18 protein-coding genes and 2 pseudogenes are annotated in these 20,374 nt (G+C 69.4%); 14 read left to right on the forward strand and 6 right to left on the reverse strand.

The annotated features are described in order from the left end of the window. Nucleotides 1–1,595: 1,595 nt before the first annotated feature. The 3 genes and pseudogenes from ACZ38L_RS34180 to ACZ38L_RS34190 all read left to right on the forward strand — a co-directional run. Nucleotides 1,596–2,282 (forward strand): GNAT family N-acetyltransferase, encoded by a 687-nt coding sequence (locus ACZ38L_RS34180; RefSeq protein WP_465700922.1) that lies wholly within the window; start codon nucleotides 1,596–1,598, stop codon nucleotides 2,280–2,282. Between the two features lie 260 nt (nucleotides 2,283–2,542). Then, the gene (locus ACZ38L_RS34185) at nucleotides 2,543–2,671 is read left to right on the forward strand and encodes a hypothetical protein (RefSeq protein WP_465700924.1); all 129 of its coding nucleotides are present in this window, start codon (nucleotides 2,543–2,545) and stop codon (nucleotides 2,669–2,671) included. Nucleotides 2,672–2,688: 17 nt separating this feature from the next. Then, a pseudogene (locus ACZ38L_RS34190) lies at nucleotides 2,689–3,243 on the forward strand (YqjF family protein); the annotation flags it as partial. A gap of 167 nt (nucleotides 3,244–3,410) precedes the next feature. Here ACZ38L_RS34190 and ACZ38L_RS34195 read toward each other — a convergent pair. Beyond that, nucleotides 3,411–6,788 carry a hypothetical protein gene (locus ACZ38L_RS34195; RefSeq protein ID WP_465700926.1) on the reverse strand — a complete coding sequence of 1,126 codons (3,378 nt, stop codon included), beginning with the start codon at nucleotides 6,786–6,788 and terminating at the stop codon, nucleotides 3,411–3,413. Between the two features lie 184 nt (nucleotides 6,789–6,972). Then, nucleotides 6,973–8,061: a hypothetical protein gene (locus tag ACZ38L_RS34200; protein WP_465700928.1), complete on the reverse strand. Its 1,089-nt coding sequence runs from the start codon at nucleotides 8,059–8,061 to the stop codon at nucleotides 6,973–6,975. Nucleotides 8,062–8,401: 340 nt separating this feature from the next. On the opposite strand from ACZ38L_RS34200, the gene ACZ38L_RS34205 reads away from it, so the two are divergent. The 3 genes from ACZ38L_RS34205 to ACZ38L_RS34215 all read left to right on the forward strand — a co-directional run bounded on the left by ACZ38L_RS34205 (nucleotide 8,402) and on the right by ACZ38L_RS34215 (nucleotide 9,829). Continuing rightward, nucleotides 8,402–8,686 (forward strand): hypothetical protein, encoded by a 285-nt coding sequence (locus tag ACZ38L_RS34205; RefSeq protein WP_465700930.1) that lies wholly within the window; start codon nucleotides 8,402–8,404, stop codon nucleotides 8,684–8,686. Between the two features lie 79 nt (nucleotides 8,687–8,765). Next, the gene (locus ACZ38L_RS34210; protein WP_465700932.1) at nucleotides 8,766–9,413 is read left to right on the forward strand and encodes a hypothetical protein; all 648 of its coding nucleotides are present in this window, start codon (nucleotides 8,766–8,768) and stop codon (nucleotides 9,411–9,413) included. Beyond that, entirely contained in the window at nucleotides 9,413–9,829 is a 417-nt protein-coding gene (locus ACZ38L_RS34215) for a hypothetical protein (protein ID WP_465700934.1), read from the forward strand. The genes ACZ38L_RS34210 and ACZ38L_RS34215 overlap by 1 nt, the downstream gene beginning before the upstream one ends. Nucleotides 9,830–9,948: 119 nt before the next feature. Here ACZ38L_RS34215 and ACZ38L_RS34220 read toward each other — a convergent pair whose 3' ends face one another. Next, the gene (locus ACZ38L_RS34220) at nucleotides 9,949–10,863 is read right to left on the reverse strand and encodes a hypothetical protein (RefSeq protein ID WP_465700936.1); all 915 of its coding nucleotides are present in this window, start codon (nucleotides 10,861–10,863) and stop codon (nucleotides 9,949–9,951) included. 213 nt (nucleotides 10,864–11,076) lie between these two features. Between ACZ38L_RS34220 and ACZ38L_RS34225 the strand changes: the two genes are divergently transcribed. Continuing rightward, nucleotides 11,077–11,715, forward strand: a complete 639-nt coding sequence (locus ACZ38L_RS34225) for a nucleotidyltransferase domain-containing protein (protein WP_465700938.1) — start codon at nucleotides 11,077–11,079, stop codon at nucleotides 11,713–11,715. A 92-nt stretch (nucleotides 11,716–11,807) separates the two neighbouring features. Next, nucleotides 11,808–12,296: a hypothetical protein gene (locus tag ACZ38L_RS34230; RefSeq protein ID WP_465700941.1), complete on the forward strand. Its 489-nt coding sequence runs from the start codon at nucleotides 11,808–11,810 to the stop codon at nucleotides 12,294–12,296. Here ACZ38L_RS34230 and ACZ38L_RS34235 read toward each other — a convergent pair. From ACZ38L_RS34235 to ACZ38L_RS34245, 3 genes and pseudogenes are all read right to left on the reverse strand, one after another. After that, nucleotides 12,286–13,206 (reverse strand): phosphotransferase family protein, encoded by a 921-nt coding sequence (locus ACZ38L_RS34235; protein ID WP_465700943.1) that lies wholly within the window; start codon nucleotides 13,204–13,206, stop codon nucleotides 12,286–12,288. The genes ACZ38L_RS34230 and ACZ38L_RS34235 overlap by 11 nt on opposite strands. A gap of 30 nt (nucleotides 13,207–13,236) precedes the next feature. After that, nucleotides 13,237–14,031: an aminoglycoside phosphotransferase gene (locus ACZ38L_RS34240; protein WP_465700945.1), complete on the reverse strand. Its 795-nt coding sequence runs from the start codon at nucleotides 14,029–14,031 to the stop codon at nucleotides 13,237–13,239. Nucleotides 14,032–14,191: 160 nt separating this feature from the next. Beyond that, nucleotides 14,192–14,386: pseudogene (locus ACZ38L_RS34245) on the reverse strand (transposase); the annotation flags it as partial. Nucleotides 14,387–14,696: 310 nt separating this feature from the next. Between ACZ38L_RS34245 and ACZ38L_RS34250 the strand changes: the two are divergent. The 6 genes from ACZ38L_RS34250 to ACZ38L_RS34275 all read left to right on the forward strand — a co-directional run. Beyond that, nucleotides 14,697–15,032 carry a hypothetical protein gene (locus ACZ38L_RS34250; protein WP_465700947.1) on the forward strand — a complete coding sequence of 112 codons (336 nt, stop codon included), beginning with the start codon at nucleotides 14,697–14,699 and terminating at the stop codon, nucleotides 15,030–15,032. Then, a complete protein-coding gene (locus ACZ38L_RS34255) occupies nucleotides 15,029–16,507 on the forward strand; it encodes a PrsW family glutamic-type intramembrane protease (protein ID WP_465700949.1) in 1,479 nt (492 codons plus the stop codon). The genes ACZ38L_RS34250 and ACZ38L_RS34255 overlap by 4 nt, the downstream gene beginning before the upstream one ends. Beyond that, on the forward strand, nucleotides 16,504–16,851 hold the full coding sequence (locus tag ACZ38L_RS34260) for a hypothetical protein (RefSeq protein WP_465700951.1): 348 nt from the start codon (nucleotides 16,504–16,506) through the stop codon (nucleotides 16,849–16,851). Before ACZ38L_RS34255 ends, ACZ38L_RS34260 begins: the two co-directional genes overlap by 4 nt. Before the next feature lie 330 nt (nucleotides 16,852–17,181). Then, complete coding sequence (locus ACZ38L_RS34265) at nucleotides 17,182–17,568, forward strand: hypothetical protein (protein WP_465700953.1); 387 nt, start codon at nucleotides 17,182–17,184, stop codon at nucleotides 17,566–17,568. Further along, nucleotides 17,565–19,817: a hypothetical protein gene (locus ACZ38L_RS34270; protein WP_465700955.1), complete on the forward strand. Its 2,253-nt coding sequence runs from the start codon at nucleotides 17,565–17,567 to the stop codon at nucleotides 19,815–19,817. Before ACZ38L_RS34265 ends, ACZ38L_RS34270 begins: the two co-directional genes overlap by 4 nt. A 199-nt stretch (nucleotides 19,818–20,016) precedes the next feature. Further along, the coding region (locus ACZ38L_RS34275; protein WP_465700957.1) for a DUF6444 domain-containing protein at nucleotides 20,017–20,374 on the forward strand (358 nt) is incomplete at its 3' end.

Here is a 20,374-nt window from a genome sequence, read left to right on the forward strand (position 1 = left end):
TGGCGAGAACCCAGCGTCACCCGAAGGCCGCTCCCATGTCCGGAGAACAGCAGAACCCAGACCTAAACGATCTCTGCGCCCTAAAATCGCAAGCTTAGATGCGGATCCGGATGAACCCCTGCTCGACACGGCGGCAGCTACCTTGATCGGCGTAGTCATCAGCGGTGAACGACAGGGAAGGTGTGCCCTGTGAGCCATGCCCGAACTGCTGCGGTCGACTCGCTGCGCCGCAGCCATGCGAGAGCGCGCGGCCTGTTCCGCGCGAGAAGCCCCCACGAACCACTCCTCGCGCGGGTATCACACCATGTTCGCCGCGAAGTCGAGCAGGCGGCGTACGACCTTCGGCATCGCCCGGGTCGAGCAAAGCCAGCGAGCTGACACCGATCTGCCAGATCGTCCCGCGCACGGCGGCACAAGCATTGTGAACTGCTGCGCATCTCGCACTGCACGCTCTTTGTCGTTGGAACGGCTGGGTGAGCCGATCACCGCTGCCGTCGTCCCCAATGAACAGCGCTCCCGGCCCCGGCGCCGGGCGGGGCAAGCCGAGGAGGCGCGGAGCCGTGCCAGAACGCACTCTCGCCCCGCCCTTCACCACCACCGACGACTACGCCGATCAGGGCCGCCACCGACGTGTCGACAAGCGTTCACCCGGATCCGCACCTAGGCTCCGCGGCGTCAGACAACCAACAACTGCAGCAAGGGGAGATCCACATGGGCGGAATTATTGGTGGTGGTGGCCCGCCACCATCCGTGCCGCCACCGTCGTGCATCACCATCACAACCTGCACCCACACGACCACCAGCCCTCGCGCACTCCCCGGCCCTGAAAACCTCGGGATCGCGCTCACACCCCACATCGCCGAGGCCACCGACCCCGCCGACACCGACGAATAGCTGCCGAGTTTCGAGAGCCCTTGGATGCTTGCCACGGAGCGACGGTTGTACCAATGGCACAGCGAAACGCGCCGGACACCCAGCCCGGCGCCTCATGTTCGCCGCGAAGTCGAGCAGGCGGCGTACGACCTCCGCATCGCCTCAGCGGGACGGCCAGGGAACTGACACCGACCTGCCAGGTCGTCCCGCGCATAGCGTCGCGGCCCCGGCGCCGGGCGGGGCAAGCCGAGGAGGCACGGAGCCGTGCCAGAACGCACTCTCGCCCCGCCCTTCACCACCACCGACGACTACGCCGATCAGGGCCGCCACCGACGTGTCGACAAGCGTTCACCCGGATCCGCACCTAGGCTCCGCGGCGTCAGACAACCAACAACTGCAGCAAGGGGAGATCCACATGGGCGGAATTGAAAACCCGCCGTCACCACCCGTGCCACCACCATCGTGCATCACCACCACAACCTGCACCACCACGGCCACCAGCCCTGGCGCACTCCCCGGCCCTGAAAACCTCGGGATCGCGCTCACACCCCACATCGTCGAGGCCACCGACCCCGCCGACACCGACGAATAATTGCGACATGCACATTAATGGTCGTCAAATCGCTCGGATAAGCGTTCATGCGCACGAATAATTGGGTCTCGGAATCCTTATTCCAAGCCATTGGCGAATCATGGCGAGAACATCATGGTGCGAGCGAGACATGTTGCCACGGATCGATACGCGAAGGGACCGGCTGTTGACGCAAACCTTGCCCCAGCATGATACCGAATGCGCGTATCCCGTACTGCTTGACGGCAAGCAGGTGCGATTGCGCGAAATTACTGAGGCTGACGCGACAGGTGTTCTCGCAGTCTATGGCGACGCCTCGGTGACAAAAGGATTCGGAGTGAGCCCCTTCGATGGCGAGAAAGTCGCTGATTTTATCAAATATGCCATGGCGCATGCGGCATGCCGCCCGCGATCGGAATATCACCTTGCCGTGACGTCGCCCCGAGATGAGTTCCTTGGTGTTGTAAAGCTGATCAAAACAGGATACCGCACCAGCGAATTTGGCTGCGTTCTCGGGAGAGATCACATCAATAAGGGCCTGTCCGTCGATATCTACTCGACGGTTTTCAGCTTCGCCTTCGAGCGACTTCGGCTGCATCGGGTATGGGGGTGGATCCTTCCCGAAAACACCATCTCCCAGCGCGCCGCCGAGCGCAACGGCCCGAGATGCGAAGGCCGCCTTCGGCACTACCTCCATCTGGATGGCGTCTGGCACGATGCTCTCATTTACGCGATCTTGGAACACGACTGGAAAGAACTCGTAGCCCGCTCCTCTGCTGAGCTGGCCTCTCCTTTGCCCGGTAGAAAGGAAGATGTGGGCCATGCCAAAGGTAGGTGAGAAGGCCGTTGCGGCGAAGGCAGACTCCTGCGCCGAACGGCGGAAAACCTCCGGAACGGTTCGAACACCCCGGCCACGGCGCCAGTTGTGAGACTCGATACGTCGTGATCGGCGACTCGTGGTCGCACGCCTGGCCATAGACCCGGCCTCAGCCATGGCGACGACCCGACGTACCTCGGCGTGGTCCGCCGCCACCTGCACGAGGCCGTCCAGCTGCTTGAGGTAGGGCCCGCCGCAGCGGCGGTAGCGCGCCCCGCGTCATGGCGAGCCTGCGCAACACCGCCATCGCCCTCGCCGACCTCGTCGGATGGCGCTGCCTCGCTGCCGCCGTCGACTACTACAGATCACACCCCGCCCACGCACTCGACCTGATCGCGCCCGGCACGTGAGAACGCTCGAGCCCTGCCGCGTGGGCTGGTTCAAGGTGCCGGGCATTCCCTATCTCGGCACCTTCCCAGAGACCAACGTGCGGCTCTACTCCGTGGACCGGCACGGTCGCCGCGGCGTGGTGTTCCGCTCGCTGGAGGCCTCACGGCTGCTGCCGGTGGCCATCGCCCGCAGCGCCTTCCGGCTGCCGTACATGTGGGCCCGGATGGCGATCCACCGCGACGCTGACACCATCACCTACACCAGCAGCCGACGCTGGCCGGGGCCGCGCGGCGCCCGCAGCCGGATCCGCGTGCGCATCGGCGAACCGCTCGAGGAACCGACCGCCCTCGAACACTTCCTGACCGCCCGCTGGGGCATGCACAACGCCTTCTTCGGCCGGCCGATGTACCTTCCCAACACCCATCCGCGCTGGCCGCTGCACCGTGCCGAGCTCCTCGACGTCGAGGACGAACTGGTGCCGGCGGCCGGGCTGCCGGCACCGGTGGGGCCGCCGGTGAGCGTGCTGTACTCCCCGGGCGTGCCGGTTCGATTTGGCCGACCCGCCCGCCCAGGTGGGCTGCCCACGCCCTGAGCCCGGGGGGATGAGGGACGGCCCGAGTTGTGGGCCGTGGGGCGGCGGGCGCTGGACCCAGATCGCCCCCTCGGAGTGGACCGCGCCCTGCCAGCCCGTCGCACGCTGAGTAGCCGGCCTTTCAAGCAGGGCTCGCAGCAGACGGCTTGGCGGCCGCAGGGTGGGACTCAGCCGTCGCCGTCCGCTGCCTTCGGGGGCGCTGCGGTGTCTTCGTCGCCCTGGAGGAGCCCGCGGAACTGGCTGTACCCGCGGGTGGCAGCCCGATTGATGATTTCTTGGGCCAGCGGGGTCTGCTTCGGATCGGCAAGGCCGATGCGCAGCAGGGTGCGGATGTCGGCCTCCCGGAAGAGGGGCATCTTGTCGTAGGGGTAGAGGGCCGTGATCCAGTCCTTGAGGAGGAGCAGGACCTGCTCGGTGTAGTCGGCGGCCGTGCGGGTGAGGTAGGTGAATGTCGTGGAGTCGGTGCGCAGTTTGCCGCTGGCGTTCAGCAGGGCGCGGAACTGCTGCAGGATCCACTCCTCGGGGAAGCGGCCGCTTGCGGCCAGGGCCGGGAGGGTGTCGATCAGCTCGGTGCGCCCGTCCGGCTCGGTCGCGCTGGCTACGGCGGTCAGGCGCCAACTCCACCACGCCTGCACACCCGGCAGGGCCTGGTCGGACAGGCCGGGCGCGCCGCTGCCGACAAGGGTGGCGAGCTGCTTGAGGACCGTCGCGCTGGAGCCTCGGTAGTAGACCGGGATCGGGGAGTCGTCGCCGTCCAGGGCGAAGTGGCCACCGAGGTACAGGCCGAGGAGGTGCCGCCCCAGGGCCAGGCGCTGGCGGGCGGAGCGGTCATCTCCGTGCTCGCGCCCGGAGGCGTGCGTGCGGTAGAGGCCGAGGACGGGGATGGCGGCGGGTCCGAAGAGCGGGGCGGCCAGGTAGGCGTTCCAGGCGTCGTCGGCGTGTTCGCCGATGGACAGCAGGGCCGTGGCGCGGTCGGCGGCCCACGTGGGATCCAGGTAGGCGAGTTGCGGCAGGAGGCCACCGAGGACGGCGGCTTGGACCTGGGGGCCGTCGGTACCAGGCAGCGGGGTGTCGTCGAGCAGGCCGTCCAGGAGCACGAGCAGGGGGCCGGTGTCCGCGTTCGCCTGGCGGCGCCATGTGGCCCAGTCGACGGCCGCGCGCAGGGCCTGCGCTCGGGCGTCGTTGAGGTAGGCGCCGGGCTCCGGCACCGGGGCGGGGGTGTCGGTGGAGGCGATAACCGTGGTGATCAGGGACCACAGGATGTCGGCGTCGGCAGCCTCGGCCGCGCTGATGGGGTTGGTGATCGCCCGGCCGGCCAGGTTGACGGCCTCCCGGTGGAGCTCGTGGGCGTGGACGGTGCCGGTACGGCACACGGCCTCGCCGGCCAGAGCCAACGGGCCCGCCCAGTCGATCGGCTCGCGGCGCGCCGCCTCCTGGAAGCCGTAAAGGACCTGGAGCAGGTACAGGTCCTCCAGGCCGGTGAACGCAGCCGCCTCCGCGCTGTAGCTGGTGCCCTGCGCGGCGACGACCTCGCGCAGCCGTCCGCCCAGTGCGTGCTGGTTCGTGCCACCGAAGCCGGTCGGCTGCGGCTCCCATGCTGTGACCCGCTCGACGAGTTCGGCGGCGGACAGCCGGGCCAGCTGGCCGAGTTCAGCCTCGGGGGGCGTGGTGACGATGGGGGTGAAGCGGACCGGCGGCTCGTCCACGGGCCGGGCCGGGCCGTATGTCGTCTCCAGCTCGGTCAGGCGCTGACGCTGCGTCGGGCCAAGGATCGGGCCCAGGACGGTCAGCCGGTCGCGCTGCCACAGGTCCGCGACCGCCTGGAGGCGCTCGGGCTCGACCGGCTGGCCGGTGCGCTGTTCCCGGTCGGTGCTCCAGCGGGCGGTGTCCGGGCCCTCGTCGACGGCGGCGAGGAGAGCCTGCTGCTGCTCTTCGGTGAGCCGGTCAGCGAACGCATCGGCCAGGGCGAGCCACTCTCGCTCCACCGCGAGGTCTTCGCGCAGGGTGGAGTCCGCGAGTGCGGTGGCGGCTTCCTCGGGCAGGGCGTCGGCGTGGCGGGTGATCAGGTACAGGCGCAGTCGGCGGAAGATCGCCCAGGGCTGGTCCTGCAGCAGCGTCAGGATCTGTGCCGCCGTCTCGGGGTCGGCGGCGATCAGGCGGTCGGCGGCGTCGCGGATCGCGACGGCGAGCCGGCTCTGCGGTGAGGCGTGGACGATGTCCGGGGCGTCGGCGATCAGCGGGAACCAGTACGCGGACGCGTCCATGCCGCGGCGCTGCGCCGCCTGGGCCGCGGTGCCCAGCGAGCGGGTGAGGGTGTCGGTCAGCAGGCGCACCCACCCGGTGCCGAGCCGGTCGGCGAAGTCGTCGTTGTAGGTCTGCAGCAGGTAACCGCTGTCCGCCTCGCCGAGCGTCGCATCGGGGCCGAAGCCGGCCGCGAGCAGCGCGGTCAGGAGCTCGGCCGCGTCGTCCGGCTGCTGTGCGGCGGCCAGGTGCAGAGCCAGGTCGGCGTACCGGCTCGGGAGCAGCAGGTAGGGGCCGGCGAGGGCACGGGTCAGGGTCGGGAGCAGCCGGCCGGCCTTGTCGGCGGGCACGGCGGCCGCGACGGCCACCAGGTCGAGGTGGACGAAGGGGTTCTCGGTGGCCGGGATGTCTCGGGCGATCTGGAGCACGGTCGTGGGGTCGTCCGCGGCGACGCGCGCGAGGTAGGCGGAGGCCGGCCAGCGCACGATGCCGACCCGGCCCGCCTCGCGGTCAACTTCGGGTGCGGGCGGGGCGGAGAACATCTTCGCGGCGTTCAGGGGACTGAGCCAGGCCGGGTTGACCAGGCCGTCGAAGAACCGCTCAGAGGTCACCAAGTCCTGCGGGAACTCCTTGGCGAGCCGCGCGGCGTCCTTCTTCGTCGGAGCCGGGATAGCGGCCAGCTCTTCCAGCCGTTCGACCAGGTCGAGGAAGCGGGCGTCGAAGGCGTCGAGGACCTCGTCCAACACGGCCATGGCGCGTTCCACGTGCTCGCTGACCCGGCTGTCTCGCAGCTGTGGTGCGGCCAGGTTCGAGCGGTGTGCCAGGGCCGCCTGGTCTCCGGCCACCTTCCTCCATGCCTTGCCAACCGGACCGTCGGGGTCAATCCCGAGCGAGGTGAGGACCTCAGCGATCTCACGCCGGTGCGTACTGCCGGCGCTCTCCGGCGCCTTCTCCTCAGCCTCCGGAGCCGCGGGCTTGAGCCCCAGGGCCCGGAGAACCTCCTCGCCCAGGAGACGCAGAGCCGCAACGAGCGGAGGTTCCGCCGAGGTCGGATACGGGGCCTCGTCGACGGTGTCGGTCCGGCGGGGCAGCAGCACCTCGCGCACCGAGCTCTCCAGCTCCCGGACCAGGTGGCTGAGCAGCATCGGGCGCGCCTTCAGCCCGCGGTCGTCGTCCAGGAGAAGGCAGATGTCGTCGAAGAGGGCGGCCGGGCCGTCGCCGAGTTGCTGAAGGCGGGCCCGGATCCGGGCCCGCCTCTCGAACTCGGAATCGGCTGCTGACGCGGGTATCGGACGGGCCGTCATGCACTTCATGATGACAGCCCCCGGCGTGATCAATTACCACACCGATCAGCCGCGCGAAGGCGGACAACATGCGTAGCAGGTATGCCGGTTCACCCTTCCGCGCAGGCGCGCCATGCCCGTCGTCCGTACCGGAGCCCGGGCAGCCCGGAGCGAGGTGCCACTCGTCGTCCCCGGACAGATCCGGCTACCTAAGGTGTTCGCACGGGGTGCCCTGGGGCATCTTGTGCCGGCTCCAGAAGGACTTCGCCGTGTCGTACTGGCCGGACGTGTGCCAGCTGGCCCCCTCGCCCGGCTCGTCGCGGACGGCGGCGAGCGCGGCGGAGCCGAGCCCAAGGCCCTGGTAGTCGCCACGGACCTCCAGCTTGCCGACCAATCCCGTGCGGCACTCGGCGCACACCTTGTAGTTGAGGTCGCCGATTTCGCCGTCGAGCGCGTGGACGATCCGCAGGTGGCGCCAGGAGGTTTCGCCGTGGCCGGCGGTGAGAAAGCCGGTCGGCATCGTCACCGCGGCCCGGATCCGGCGGCGGCGCAACCACCAGGAGGGACTGGCGCGGCGCAGCAGTCGGCGGGCAGGGCTGTGGCGGTGGAGGGGGCCCTGCCGGCATCGGGTGCGGGCACGCTCGCGCTCGCGCTGCTCCTCGCGGTCGTCGAGGTATCGGCGGCCGGAGACGGCGTCGTGGACGCCGGCCTGCTGCAGGATCGCCAGCGCAGCGTCCGCGATCTGGGTGGCGAGGATGTAGGGCTCGGCGTCGTCGGTGTCCGGATGCTGCTGGGCGCGGTGGACTTCGCTGCGGCAGCCGGCGGCCGCGCGGGTCAACCGGAGGGGGTCGGCGTCCAGGTCTGCGACCACGTCATGGGCGAACGAGTCGAGACGGGCGCGCCACTGCTCGCTGTCAGGATTCTCAGCGCCGAAGGGGAGGTTGATCGCGTAGGAGTAGAGCACGAGGACGTCGCTCTCCTCCTGGTCGGTCACCTGCGGGTCGGGCTCGGCAGCGGTGCTGAACGTCGGGCCGGTCCAGGTGTCGGGCGCGGGCACGACGTCCAGGTGCACGGTGGTGCCGAAGCGCCTGGCCGCTTCGAATGCGGTGTTGATGATCGTCAGGGTCCGGTCGTCGAGCGTCCCGGATCTGGCGTGCCAGGTGCGGCTGTCGGGATCGAAGGTGGCCACGGTTCCGAGCAGGGTGACCTGGTCCTGGAAGTCCCGGTGGTGAGCAGACTGAGCGGTGATCTCCAAGATGCGGCGTTCGCCGGGGGTCGGGGACGGGGTTGTCATGGAACGAACGGTAGCCACCAGGTCTGACATCACCTCAGCGCCGATCGCGGCGGCACCGCATGGAAGTCTGCCCGTTGGCGTCGACCGGCTCCCTCCGCTGTTGGTGTCCGTGCCCCGGGAAACGGCCCGCCTGCCCGAGCTGGGATGGTAGGGATGAGGTCATGGATGATCACCAGCCCAGCTCCGACGGCGAGGCCGCCTTCCAGCGTGGGCCGTGAACTGCTGGCTGCCGGCGACCGCGACAGCGCCGAGGAGCGGTTCGCGGAGGCCGGCGCTGGACGCACCGTGACGGATCGCGCAGGCCTATCTCGAGGCCCACGATGCCCGCGCCGCCGCATGGATGCGCCGAGCCGCAGCCTCCCTGAGCCAGCCCAACCGGCTCCTCGACGACCACACGGCCACCACTCCGCTGACCCGGCTCGTGCCGGGGACACCCGACGGCCCGGTCGACGTCGCGCGGCCCAGCGAGCGCCACCCGACCATCCGCGTCGGCCGCGACCGGCGCCGGGTGGCGACCGTGCCGGCCGACCGCCACCTCGACGTCCTCGCGATGCTCGACAGCGGCCTCGACCTCGACCACCGCCTCCACAACGGCCAGCTCATCACCACCCGGCGCACCCGGTAGCGCCCGTGGCGTCGGGAGCCGGGCAAGAGAGCGTGGGACCCCGGCCGGGCTGGTCCGGCCCCACATGTTTCGCCGGACGATGGCCGTGATCGCCGCGCAGGAGCCGGACGGGGAGATCGCCCTCGGAATCCAGCTCAAGCACGCGGCCCGCCGGGCCTTGGCCAACCGGACCACCCTCGCCTACGGGAAGCCCGACGCCCGGTGGGCTAAGGAGTTCGACAACCAGCTCCAGACCGTCGCAGCCCAGAAGCTGGTCTCCCTGCTCCAGGCCCGCCGCGCGGGCCAGACCATCGCGGTCGGTCCGGGCGCCGCCCGCTTCCACGCCGGACTGGACCGGGTGAACCAGGCGGTCGAGCAGAGCACGGACCTGCGAGCGCAGATCGCTGACGAGCGCCTGGAAATCACGTTGCTGCGGGACGAGTTCGCCGACCTTCATCTCGGCACGATCAACCACTGTCTGTGGAACGCCCCTACTGCGGAGTGCCAGAACCAGCTCCCGCCCGAACGGCGCGGAACGACCCCGCTCCTGGGCGCCTGCCAGCCCTCGCGCTGCCGCAACTCCGTCCTCACCATCGCGCACGAGCGCATCTGGCGGATGGAGGAAGCCGACCTGGTGGAGTTCCTGAAGAAGAAGCTGTCCAAGCCGCTGCGCGAGCAGACGGAGGCACGCCTGGCGGAAGTCCGCTCCACCAACACCCAGTTCGACACGATGAGGGAGCACAGCTGATGCCGGTCTCCGCCGCCACCGAGGGCAAACTGCGCGAGGCCATGGCCAGGCTCCTCGCCGGGCAGCCTCAGCACACCGACGGGGCGCTGACCAAGGAGAACCTCGCCCGCGAGGCCCGGGTCAGCCACGCCAGCGTCCATCGCGCCGAGGACGTCCTGGCCGAGTGGGATGCCCAGGTCGCCAAGCCGGTGCTGCGTACGCCGGGCGAGGTCAAGCGCGATGAGACGATCGCGGAGTTGAAGAAGCGGTTGCGAGAGTCCAATGAGCGGGCCACCGAGCTGCAGCGGAAGCTCGACGCTCTCGCCACCGTGACCGCCAACCTCTACCACGAGAACCGCTCACTCAAGCAGGCGCAGAACAAGCAGCGCCAGAGTCAGGTCGCCGCCCTGCCGGCGAGGGGCCCATGGACAGAGTGACCTGAGCGGAACCCAGGGACCGTGCCGAACGCGTCGGCACCGGCCAGGAAACGTACCTGGTCGGTGCCGCAGGCGAGGTGCACCGGACCTGAGCCCACGCCGCGCCGAAAGCCACGCCCTCAGCGGGGATAGGCGGCGGGCGTTGTCGCCGGAAGCGGTATCTCGTCCAGCCTCCGCCAGTCCGACGCGCCGCCTGGGCCGGGAACCTGGAACTGGACGCCGTCGCCGTCGCCGCCCCGGTACTCCGCGTCCTGCAGCACGCGCAGCAAAGCCCGCAGGCGCGGGTAGGGGGCCTGCCGCGCCTTCCCGATGAACTCGGGGTTGCGCAGGGCCACCAACAGGAGCGATGCCAGGTTGACCCCGGCGGCTCGGTGCTGCTCGGCATGGGCCGCGATCCACGGGTGATCCTGCACCACGGTGGTGTACCGGGCGTCGGCGGTCTCGTAGCGGATGAGGATGTTCTCCCGCTGGACGACGAACTCCGCACCGGCCGGGAGCCTGTCGCCGACATACCCGGTCCCCAGCACCGCTCGGCCGACCAGCGGGCCCAATCCGAAGGAGCGCACTTCCTCGAACTGCTCGACCGTGGGATCCACGAAGCGGTCGCTGTCCGGCAGGTGGAGCGCGCAGTGGCCGTGGAAGATCGTGCCGTCCTCGTTCCAGGATGGGTCTTCGGTCGCGTAGCCGAGGATCCTGCCGCCACCATCGCGGATCTGCACGTGGACCGGCTGCAGTTCGCTTCGGATTCCCAGGGCACCGTAGGCATACCGCAGGGTCAGACACGCGTCCACACAGCTGTTGGCGGGGATACCGTCGGCTATCGCTGCCCACAGCAGCGGCATCGTCAGCTCGACGACGGCCTCCGGTGGCGCCAGGGACAGTGCCTTCGCGACGTGGTCGGCGTTGCCGCGTAAGAGGAGCGGTTCCCTCTCCAGGGGCTTGGGCACGGTGGCCGTCGCGGGCCGGGCGCCGACCGGGCGCGCAGGCCGCTGCTGCGGGGTGCGGTGCCGTCGGCCTTTCGGTGACTTGGACATGATCGAATGGTAGGCGGGAATCTGGGGCGCGGGCAGGGCGCATTGGGGGCGCAGGATTCGAAGGCACCCGTACCTGGGCCACCGGCTGCCCGCGCTGACCGAGCGCGCCGAGGCGCTGCCGCAGCCCGACTGCGACCAGTGGGCAGCGGACCTGGACCCGAGCTGACCCGGACCAGGGCTGCTCGACCTGGTCAACGACGGTAGGTCGCAGCGGTGACTGAACACCTGCCGCCTGGCGGCGTTGTGCTCGATGCGGACGAACTGGATGCGCGGTGGGCGGACGCCTGGCGGCCGGAGCAGGTCACACAGCGGCTGACCGGGGTCGGTGTGCACTGGTACGTCGCTGCGGGCTGGGCGTTGGACCTGTTCCGTGGCAGTCAGTCGCGGCCGCACGGTGATCTGGAGATCACGGTCCCTGCGGCGGAGTTCGAGGGGATCCGCGATCGCTTTCCCGAGTGCGCGTTCGACGCGGTGGGCTCGGGACGGATCTGGCCAGCAGCGGGAACGGAGGCGCTGGCAGCCACGCGCCAGACCTGGCTTCGGGATCCGGCGAGCGGCCGGTTCCTGTTCGACGTCTTCCGCGAGCCGCACGACGGCGGAACCTGGATCTGTCGGCGCGACAAGGTTCTGCGGCTGCCGTACGAAGCGATCATCGAGCGGACGGCGGACGGTATCCCCTACCTGATGCCGGAGCTGGTGCTGCTGTTCAAGGCGAAGGCGCCACGCCCCAAGGATCAGACGGACTTCGACGGCGTACTGCCGCTGCTGAACCGGACGCGACGTGACCTCCTCGGCGTATGGCTGGAGCGCATCCACCCAGGGCATCCGTGGCTGGCGGAGCTGGCACCCTAGCCCTGCCCGGAGCAGGCCAGCAGCGCGCACCGGGCGCTCCCGTTCGGCCCACCGGCCGATACCCGGCAACTGGGCTGACGGTTGTTCAGTGCATGGACGAGACACTCGAACGTGCGATCGCGGTGTGCAAGCGCTTCAAGCTGGCGCAGGACGGATACGGCCTGGACGCCTCCGGGAGGAAGGAGTTGGGGCTGGACGAGCTGAACGCCGCCTGGAACGCGCACGACGACTTCCTCGACGAGCTGCGGAGCAGCGGGCTGCGGGTGGATATGGACCTGGCGCACATCGTCGCGGCCGAGGAGGTCACCGGGAAGAAACACCCGTACGTGGTGCGCGACGAGGACGGTAATCCGGTCGCACTGCAGCCGCCCCGCAAGCTGACTGCTGAGCAGACCGCGCAGGGGGTCGCACTGCTGGCAGACCCCGAGCAGACGATCACGGGGGTGGCCAGGATCCTGGGTGTCTCCCGGACGGTCATCTACCAGGAGATCCCCGGTGCGTCCGGCAGGACCGCGGCGCGCATGGCCCGCACCGGTCGGCAAGGTCAGCAGACCGGCGACGGGGCTGCCGTCACACGTTGAGCAGGCCGACCGCCGCCTGCAGATGGTGACGCACGACCTTGATGGAGCCGAGGTCCCTGGTGGGGTCGTTGATCCAACGGTGGGCTTGTTCGAGGAACCATTCGACTGCCCAGAGGCGGTGCCACCCCAACGCCCACGCCTCCGGGCGCAGTCCGCCGCGGCGGTCCCGCGCTCCGCTGTCTCCACCTGCGGCGATGTAGCTGTCGATTAGTACGCGTAGGCGTTCGAGGTCCGGCTGGTGGCGCAGGCTGAGTCCTTGCCAGGAGGCGAGGTCGAGCAGGCCGGGCCCGTTGAAGCAGCGGGCGAAGTCCAATAGACGCCAGCCGCGTTGGCCGATGTGGACGCTGGAGGGGCGGAACTCGGAGTGGGTCCAGCCGAACGGAGCCGACTGCGTACCCGTCGTGCGGCTGGCCGCGGCGCGTTCAAGGGCGCGGAGCCGGGTGGTGATGTCCTCGGTGCCCTCCGTCCAGCGGTCGGCTGCGTGCAGCTGGCGCAGGTGACCCAGTGCCTTCCCCGGTAGAGCCGCCAGGGCCTGCTGGTCAAGCAGGGGCAGCGCCGGTGGTGGGGTGGTCGCGTGCAGCGCGGCGGCGGCTGACGCGGCGTCGCTGTCGGCGGGCTCGCCCTGGGGGTCTCCGAGGTCTTCGAGGACCATCACGAGCAGGCCGCCGCGCTGGGCCGAGCCGAGGAGCAGGGGCACCGGCAGGCCGGCCCGCGCTGCCGCCCGCAGGTTGCGGTCCTCCTGGGTGAACGGGGCGCGTGCGTACTTCAGGACCGCGGTGGCCCCGCCTGGATAGGTCAGGCGTTCGGCGCCGGACATGGACCAGACGCGCATGGGCGTGCGGATCGGCTCCCCGCGGCCGAGGGTGGCACTGGCCTGGTGCAAGAGGTCCGTGATCAGTGCCGGATCCATCGGCGGGCTCCCAGGGGGCGATGGTGACGGTCATGTACTGGTGTGCCGGTGGTCGCGCCAGACGGCGGCTGCGGTGGCCAGCTGCCGCGTCCACGCACAGGTCGGGTCGCCGTGGTGAACCTCGTGCCAATAGCAGGCGTTCGCCTCGGCGAGGGCGCTCAGGACGTCGGTGTCGGCGCTGGCGAAGCCAGGCAGTCGGCGGGCCCACTGTTCGGCCTGGGCGGGGGTGTGGCCGGCGTCGATCAGGCGTACACACCAGATGGCCGGGTCGGCCCAGGCCGGGCCACGGGTGGGCCAGGCCCAGTCGATCAGGTGGGCGGCATCGTCGATCAGGACGTTGTGCGGGGCCATGTCGGTGTGCAGCAGGCAGTCGCCGTCGAACAGCTCCGGCGTGTCGCTGTAGGGCGCGTACCGCTGGGTGAAGCTGAGCAGCGGGATGTCGGGGCAGGGGGTGAAGGCGAGCTCGGTCAGCGCGTCGACGACCAAGGGCAGGTCGGGGCTGCCGGGTGAGAAGTCGGCGATGGGGCCCTCGATCACCTCGAAGCCGAGCAGGTCCCAACCTCCGGCCTGCACGTGCCACAGCACCCGCGGGCAGGACTTGGGCAGGTAGGGATTCACGGCGGCCTCGCGCAGCTGCGTCTTGACCTGGCGGTGGTCAATGGGGATGCCCTTGATGAACACCTCGCCCGAGGCGGTCAGGGCTTTCACCGCGACGCCGGAGTTCGCCCCGGTGGACACGTCGGCAGCGGTCAGGAACGGGCCGGTGCGCTCCTGGACGGCGGCTAGGGCGGCTGGCGGCAGGTGGTGCCAGGCAAGGCGGGGCATCGACACAGCTGGACTCCAGGGGGCGGGGGGGGGGGGGGGGGGGGGGGGGGGGGGGGGGGGGGGGGGGGGGGGAGGGGCGGGGGGGGGCGGGGGGGGGGGGGTCTCTCCCCCCCCCCCCCCCCCCCCCCCACCAGCGTGCTAGGCGATGTCGTCAAAGGGGTCATGCCCACATGAGGAGTGCGGCGAGGGTGACGGCTGCTTGGTAGGACTTGGCCGTCTTGTCGTACCTGGTGGCGAGGCCGCGCCACTGCTTCAGGCGGTTGAAGCAACGTTCGACGACGTTGCGTTGCTTGTAGAGCTGCTTGTCGAAGGCGGGCGGGCGGCCGCCCTGGCTACCGCGCCGCTTCCGGTTGGCGAAGGTTGGGTGGACATCGGAGGCCCGGAGCATGGAGCGGGGTGGCGGTCGGGGTGGATGGCTGGAGCGGCGTCTGGGGGCCCGTGCGGGGCCCTCGGGGCCGGGGCCGGGCTGGGGCGCGGCAGAGCTATACCCAGAGGCGTTGCGGCGCTCGCCCGGAAGCGGAGCAGGCTACCGCAATTGTGAGAGGCGCATGCACGTTTACCGTCCCGGCGAGCTGGTTGCCATGCGCATAGCAGATACTGATTCACAGCCAACTCAGATCGGGGGAGTGAGCGTGGTCAGAGCCCGAGCGTCGGCGGGGTCGTCGATGGAGGCGAACGCCGGGGAGCGTGGGGGAATCCGGCTCGTCCTGGCCGGCGGGGCTATCGGGGCGGTGCTGCTGGCGGCCTCGCTGATCGTCGACTTCAGTGGTGGCGACACGGTGACCGTACCGGGGCCGTCTTTCCCCCCGATGCCCACCGGATTCCCGACGGATCTGCCGTCCGGCCTGCCCACAGATCTGCCCTCCGGCCTGCCCACGGATCTGCCGTCGTTACCCGCCGATCTGCCCTCCGGCCTGCCCACGGATCTGCCGTCCGGCCTGCCCACAGATCTGCCGTCGTTACCCGCCGATCTGCCGAGCCTGCCGGGAGGTGGCTCGTGAAGAGCCTCGCTTCACTCTCACTCTCGCTGCGGGACGACGCGATGGCCCGAGCGCGGGCCCTGCTGATCGCCCGCATTGTGATCGCACTGTATTTCGTCGAGTTGCTGGTGAACCTGACCCGGCCGAACCGCCAGCCCGGCGAGGGAGCCCTGTCGATCTTCTACAAGCCGCCGTCAGACCTGGCGAACCTGATGCAGAAGTCCGACTTCTCGGACTCGTTCAACAAGATCCTATCCGTCCCCACGGTCATCTTCTGGCTCGTCCTCGTGGGCATCGTGGCTGCCGTGCTGATCCAGGTCTTCGCCATGGTCACCAAGCCCACCGATCGGCGGGCTATCGCGTTGATCTGGTTGACCGTGGGGTGCTTGCTGCTGCCGTTCGGGCTGCTCTCCATCGTGGTGGTCTTCGAGTTCTTCCCCACAGCGCTCGCCTGCGTGCCCGGGACGGCTTTCGTGCTGCTCCTGCTGCGCGGCTCTGTCCGGTTCGCCCGGGTTCCGCTGGGGGCGCTGCTGGCGGCGTTCGGCTGGGGAGCGCTGATTGTGTTCAGCCTCGGCCGGGTCTTCTCCAACCTCGCCGCCGCCACGATGTTCGACTACCTCAACCCGACCGCAAGCAACGACCCCATCCATGTCCTGACCAGCATAGACCGGATGTTGACGGCGATCGTTGTGCACCTCAATCTGGTGAACACGATCGGTTTGGCGGGCGGCGTCGCACTGCTGCTGGCGCTGTTCCGCTACCGGATCACCGACGCACTCACCGGACTGATCCTGGGCGCGTCCATGGGACTGGGATACGCCTTCATGGACAGTCTGATGTACATCAAGATCTACGGATCGCTCGGCGGAATCCTGGGATCGACCGGCGGCTTCGAGTACTGGATCCGGCAGTCCATCGGCCTGCTCGGCGGACAGGTGACCTTCGGCGCCCTGCTGGGCGCCGGCTTCTGCCTCGCCGCCCGCGCACGCCGGCAGCGCACGCTGCTCGCCGTGGCCGCGCTGGTGACCGCGTTCGGCGGCAGCACGGCGGCCGAAGACCTCTCCGGGTGGCTGGCCGGGCAGCTGCAGCACAGCAGCGGCGGCGCCCTCGACACCCTCGTGGTCTCTCCGCTGCTGTGGCTCCTGCCGCAGCTCCCGTTCATCACCCTGGCAGTCGCGCTCCTGGTGCGTGGACTGCGCGAGCGTGGGAGCGTGCTGCGCGAGGTACTAGCGCAAGAGGCCGAGGCGGGGCCGGCCGTCACCGCCGGGGAGACGTCCGTCCTGGGCTCGCCCGCGCTGCGGCTCTGGACGCTGATCGGCACCTGGCGCCGACACGGCCGGGGAACGGCGCTGGCGCTGTACCGCCTCCAGTCCGCGCAGTTGGAGCTGGCCGGATCCCGCGCACAGGAGGACCCGCCGGACACAGCGCAGGCGGAACGGGCCGAACTGCGCGCGAACGTCATGACCTTGAAGGGCATTCGGGCGGTGACTTCATGACCGGGTTGAGGATCGTCGGACGTCTGACGCTGGCCGCCGCCGTCCTGGTCTGCACGAGCGTGCTACTGCTGGCGCAGCCGGCCTCGGCCTGCCCGGTGGGCATCAACTACAAGCCCACGGTGAACTTCAACAGCCTGATGCAGAACCAGAACCGGACGTGCTCCACTGGTGCCTCACTAGCCGGGGCGGGCACGGTCGCCGTCCTCGCGCTCGGCGCGCTGGCCGCGGCGGGCTGGGGCGCTTACCGCAGGGGCGAGCGACCCGGACAACATCCGGACCTGGGCAGCTACCTGGAAGCGACCGGCATCGTCCGCGCGGAGGCGGGGCGCGACGATGCCTCGTAGCACCGCACTGCGCCCGGCCGCAGTCCTGACCGCGCTGGTCACCGTGCTGCTGATGGTCGCCGCCCTGGCGGGATGGAGACCGCCGCAGGTGCGGCGATCACACCGGTCGAAATCACGGTCCTGGCGTGGCCCGCACTGCTGTTGGGGGTTGTTGGCCAGTACCCGGAGTTGGTAGGGCCGAGGCTCGGCGCTTGCCCTGTACCACCTGCAGTCGGCCCAGTTGGAACTCGCGAGTTGGCGCGTCCAGAAGGACGAGGCCGTCACATCACAGGGGGATGAGTTGCGCGCACGGGTACTGCGGTTGAAGAACGTCGTTCCGGCGGTGACCTTGTGACCGCCCTCAGGACCGCCGGTAGGACCGCCCGCAGGATCGTCCCACGCACGGGCGTGGGTGCCGCCTTCCTCGTCAGCACCTTCATGCTGCTGAGCCCGCAGCAGGCCTCGGCGTGCGACGTCAGCATCGGCTACAAGCCGTCAGTGAACATCAGCGATCTGGAGCACCCCAGTAACTGCTCCACGAGCACGTCGCTGGTGGGCTCGGCCATCGTCGACGCAGTCGGGCCCAGGGCCCTCGCCGCCGTCGGCTGGGGGGCCCACCGGCGCAGCGAGAAGGCCGCCGGCGAGCAGACGGGAGGCCGGACCGGACCGAGCCCCGCCCTGGTCGCCTACCTGGACGCCGCGGGTGTGCCCCCGCGCGACCGCGGGAGGGCGTCATGAGGGACGGCCTCGGGCGCCTGCTCACCTTGTTGCGGGGGCTGGTGGCCCTGCTGCTGGTCCTCCTGGTGTCGCTCGGAACTGCGCAACCGGGATCGGCCGACGGCAGCAGGCCGCCGGGCTCGGCAGAGGGAACCGACCTCTCCAAGATGTACCCAAATCCCCTGTTGAGCCCGCTCCTCCTCCCGTCATTCCAACTCCGCCTGAGCCTCTATAACAAGCTCGACGAGTCACGAAAGTACCTGGCGTTCAGCGAGGGCCGGAACGCAGCCACGGATCTGATCGACCCGCGAAAATTGACCGAGGAGCAGCGCCTCAGCCTACTCGAGGGCAACGTCAACAGCTCCGGCCCAGTCTGGGACGGCACGATGGTGGACCTCTCCGAGGTGGGACAGTTCCTGGACCCCGCGGACCTCAAGGGCCTGCAGAAAGCCAATGAGCCACGGGTCCTCGCACTGAGCGCCCTCAACATCCCCTCGACCAAATCCAAGCGCAAATACATTCCAGGCAGGCACTCCGAAGGCGTCGTCCAGGATGTTCTGGACAAACTACACATCGACGCGGGAGCCAAGCTCCTCGGAGCCTCCGAGCGCCAGCAGTGCTGGGAGTGCGCCAAGTTCTACAACCCGGAGAAACCCACCTACTTCGCCGGTGTCTACGACCTCAACCCTCCTGGTGTCATAAGCCTCGACAACGAACTCCTTTCGATCGAGAAGGATGGCAAGGCCGCAGGGACCAGTCGCAGCAATATAAACGATCAGATCAGCGATACCGTGGAAAAGTACTCGGAGATGACGGAGACGCAGAACAAAGCGACCGCCAAGCAGCTGCTCACATATCTCACGGAAGCGCGCAAACTCGCAGTGGCCGCCGCAGGGAACGCAAACAAGGTCCTCGGCTCCGAATTCACCTACACCGAGCCCTGCAACCACGTGCAGGGCTCACAGATGTTCGGCATGTCCGGCAACGGGTTCATGGCTGCGGCAGCCGGCGTCCCGTGCCCCGGTGAGTCCGCCGCGGACTCCGGTTCCTCCACCGGCCTCGGCCAGGTCCTGGGGATGCCCGGCACCGCTCCCGGTGGTATCGACTTCTCCAGCCTTCAACTGCGCTACCTGTCGGACCCCGGCGACGGCAGCGGCCTCCAGTACTCGTTCAGCGCGCAGCAGGACCCCGTGCAGGGCGACGCCCGGACCGCCACCGGCCTGGCCGCGGCCAAGGTCTCCTCTGACGCGTTCTTCGTCTGGCTCGAACTGGATCCCTCGACGTTCTGGGTCAACCTCAATCCGACCGAGCCGGACCGTATCGTCGACGCCTCCATGGGCCGCACCGACGTCGGGCGGATCATGCTCCAAGCGGATCTGCAGCTGAAGAAGGACGTCGGCACACTGACCCATCCGGGCACGGCGCTCGGCGATCAGTTCTGGTCCCAGCTCGCCGGCGACTGCCTTCCATCACGCGTCTGGATCCTGCCAGCACCCGCCCAGGTCCACTCCGACGGCAACAAGCTCTACATCCTGAAGGCGCCGCTGGACGTCAAGATGGAGACCGACTACCTCAAGACCGCCCCCGGGCAGCAGGCGCTCAACACCTGCCCCCAGCAGGACGACGCGACCCGGACCCACAACGAGGCACTCTTCCGGAGCCTGGTCCTACCGCAACTGGTGAACCGGGTGAACACCTCTCCCGAGTATGCGGACCTGCGCCGTATCTACCTGTCCCGAGTCGCAGCCGAGTGGTACCGGCAGTTGAGCACCACGCAGAGCACCACCTACGGGGACCTGGTCGACCACGGCGACATCAGCTCGTGGACGACCGCGACCGGCTGGAAGCCCACCGACACCTTCAACAGCTACGTCCGCTCCTACACCGAAGGCGAATACCGGATCACTCGCCAGGAAACCGTGGGCAACCACATCTACACCTATACCTACGTCTCCGGCGGTGTGGACTTCACCAATGTGCCACTCGAGCAGGGACATGACGTCGCCGCCATGGACAAGGACATCGCCAGCTCCCTCACCACCCCCACCGCGAACAACGGGGCGGGCGCGGCGCAGGCCACGATCTGGCTCGGATCGCCCACCCCCCTCCAAGCATCCGGGCACAGCCCGCCCCCGCCCGGCATCTGGTCCACCGTCTCTGCCTACGTGAGCGGGCGCACGGGCATGCTCGTCGTCCTCGTGGTGGCCCTTCTCGTGCTCCTGTTCCTGCTCCGAGACGGCTCGGCACTCCGCCGAAGGAAGTCCGGGTGACGCCCCCTCGATGACCGGCAGGGTTCCGGTCTGCGCTGTCCAGGAGGAGCGGTGGGTCAGCCGGGGGAGCAATCGGTCCCAGGAACGTGCGGTCGCGGGTGTGTCAATCCCCTGATTTCGTAGAGGCCTTCGTGACTGGTTTGGTGCTCCTGGCGCGCTGAGTTGATCTTGGCGTCCTATTGGTTGATCATTGGGGCTCGTGTCCGAGACCCCGCCGCTGCCGAGCTATGCGGAACTGGTTGCGCTCGTTGGCGAGTTGCGGAGCGAGCTGGTGGCCGCCAGGGCGGAGATCGCCGAGCTGCGGGCGGAGATCGCCGAGCTGCGGGCGGAGAACGCGCAACTGCGGGCGGAGAACGCTGAGCTCAAGCGGCGTCTGGGGATGAACTCGAAGAACTCCTCCAAACCGCCGTCCAGCGACGGGCTGGCGCGGCCGTCGTCGTTGCGTAAGCCGTCGGGCCGGGGCCCGGGTAAGCCGCGCGGCGGTGCCGGGGGCGCGCTGATGCAGGTCGTGGAGCCGGATGCGGTCGAGGTTCACGTCCCGGCCGCCTGCCGGGGTT

It is taken from the genome of Kitasatospora sp. NPDC024654, assembly GCF_055559155.1.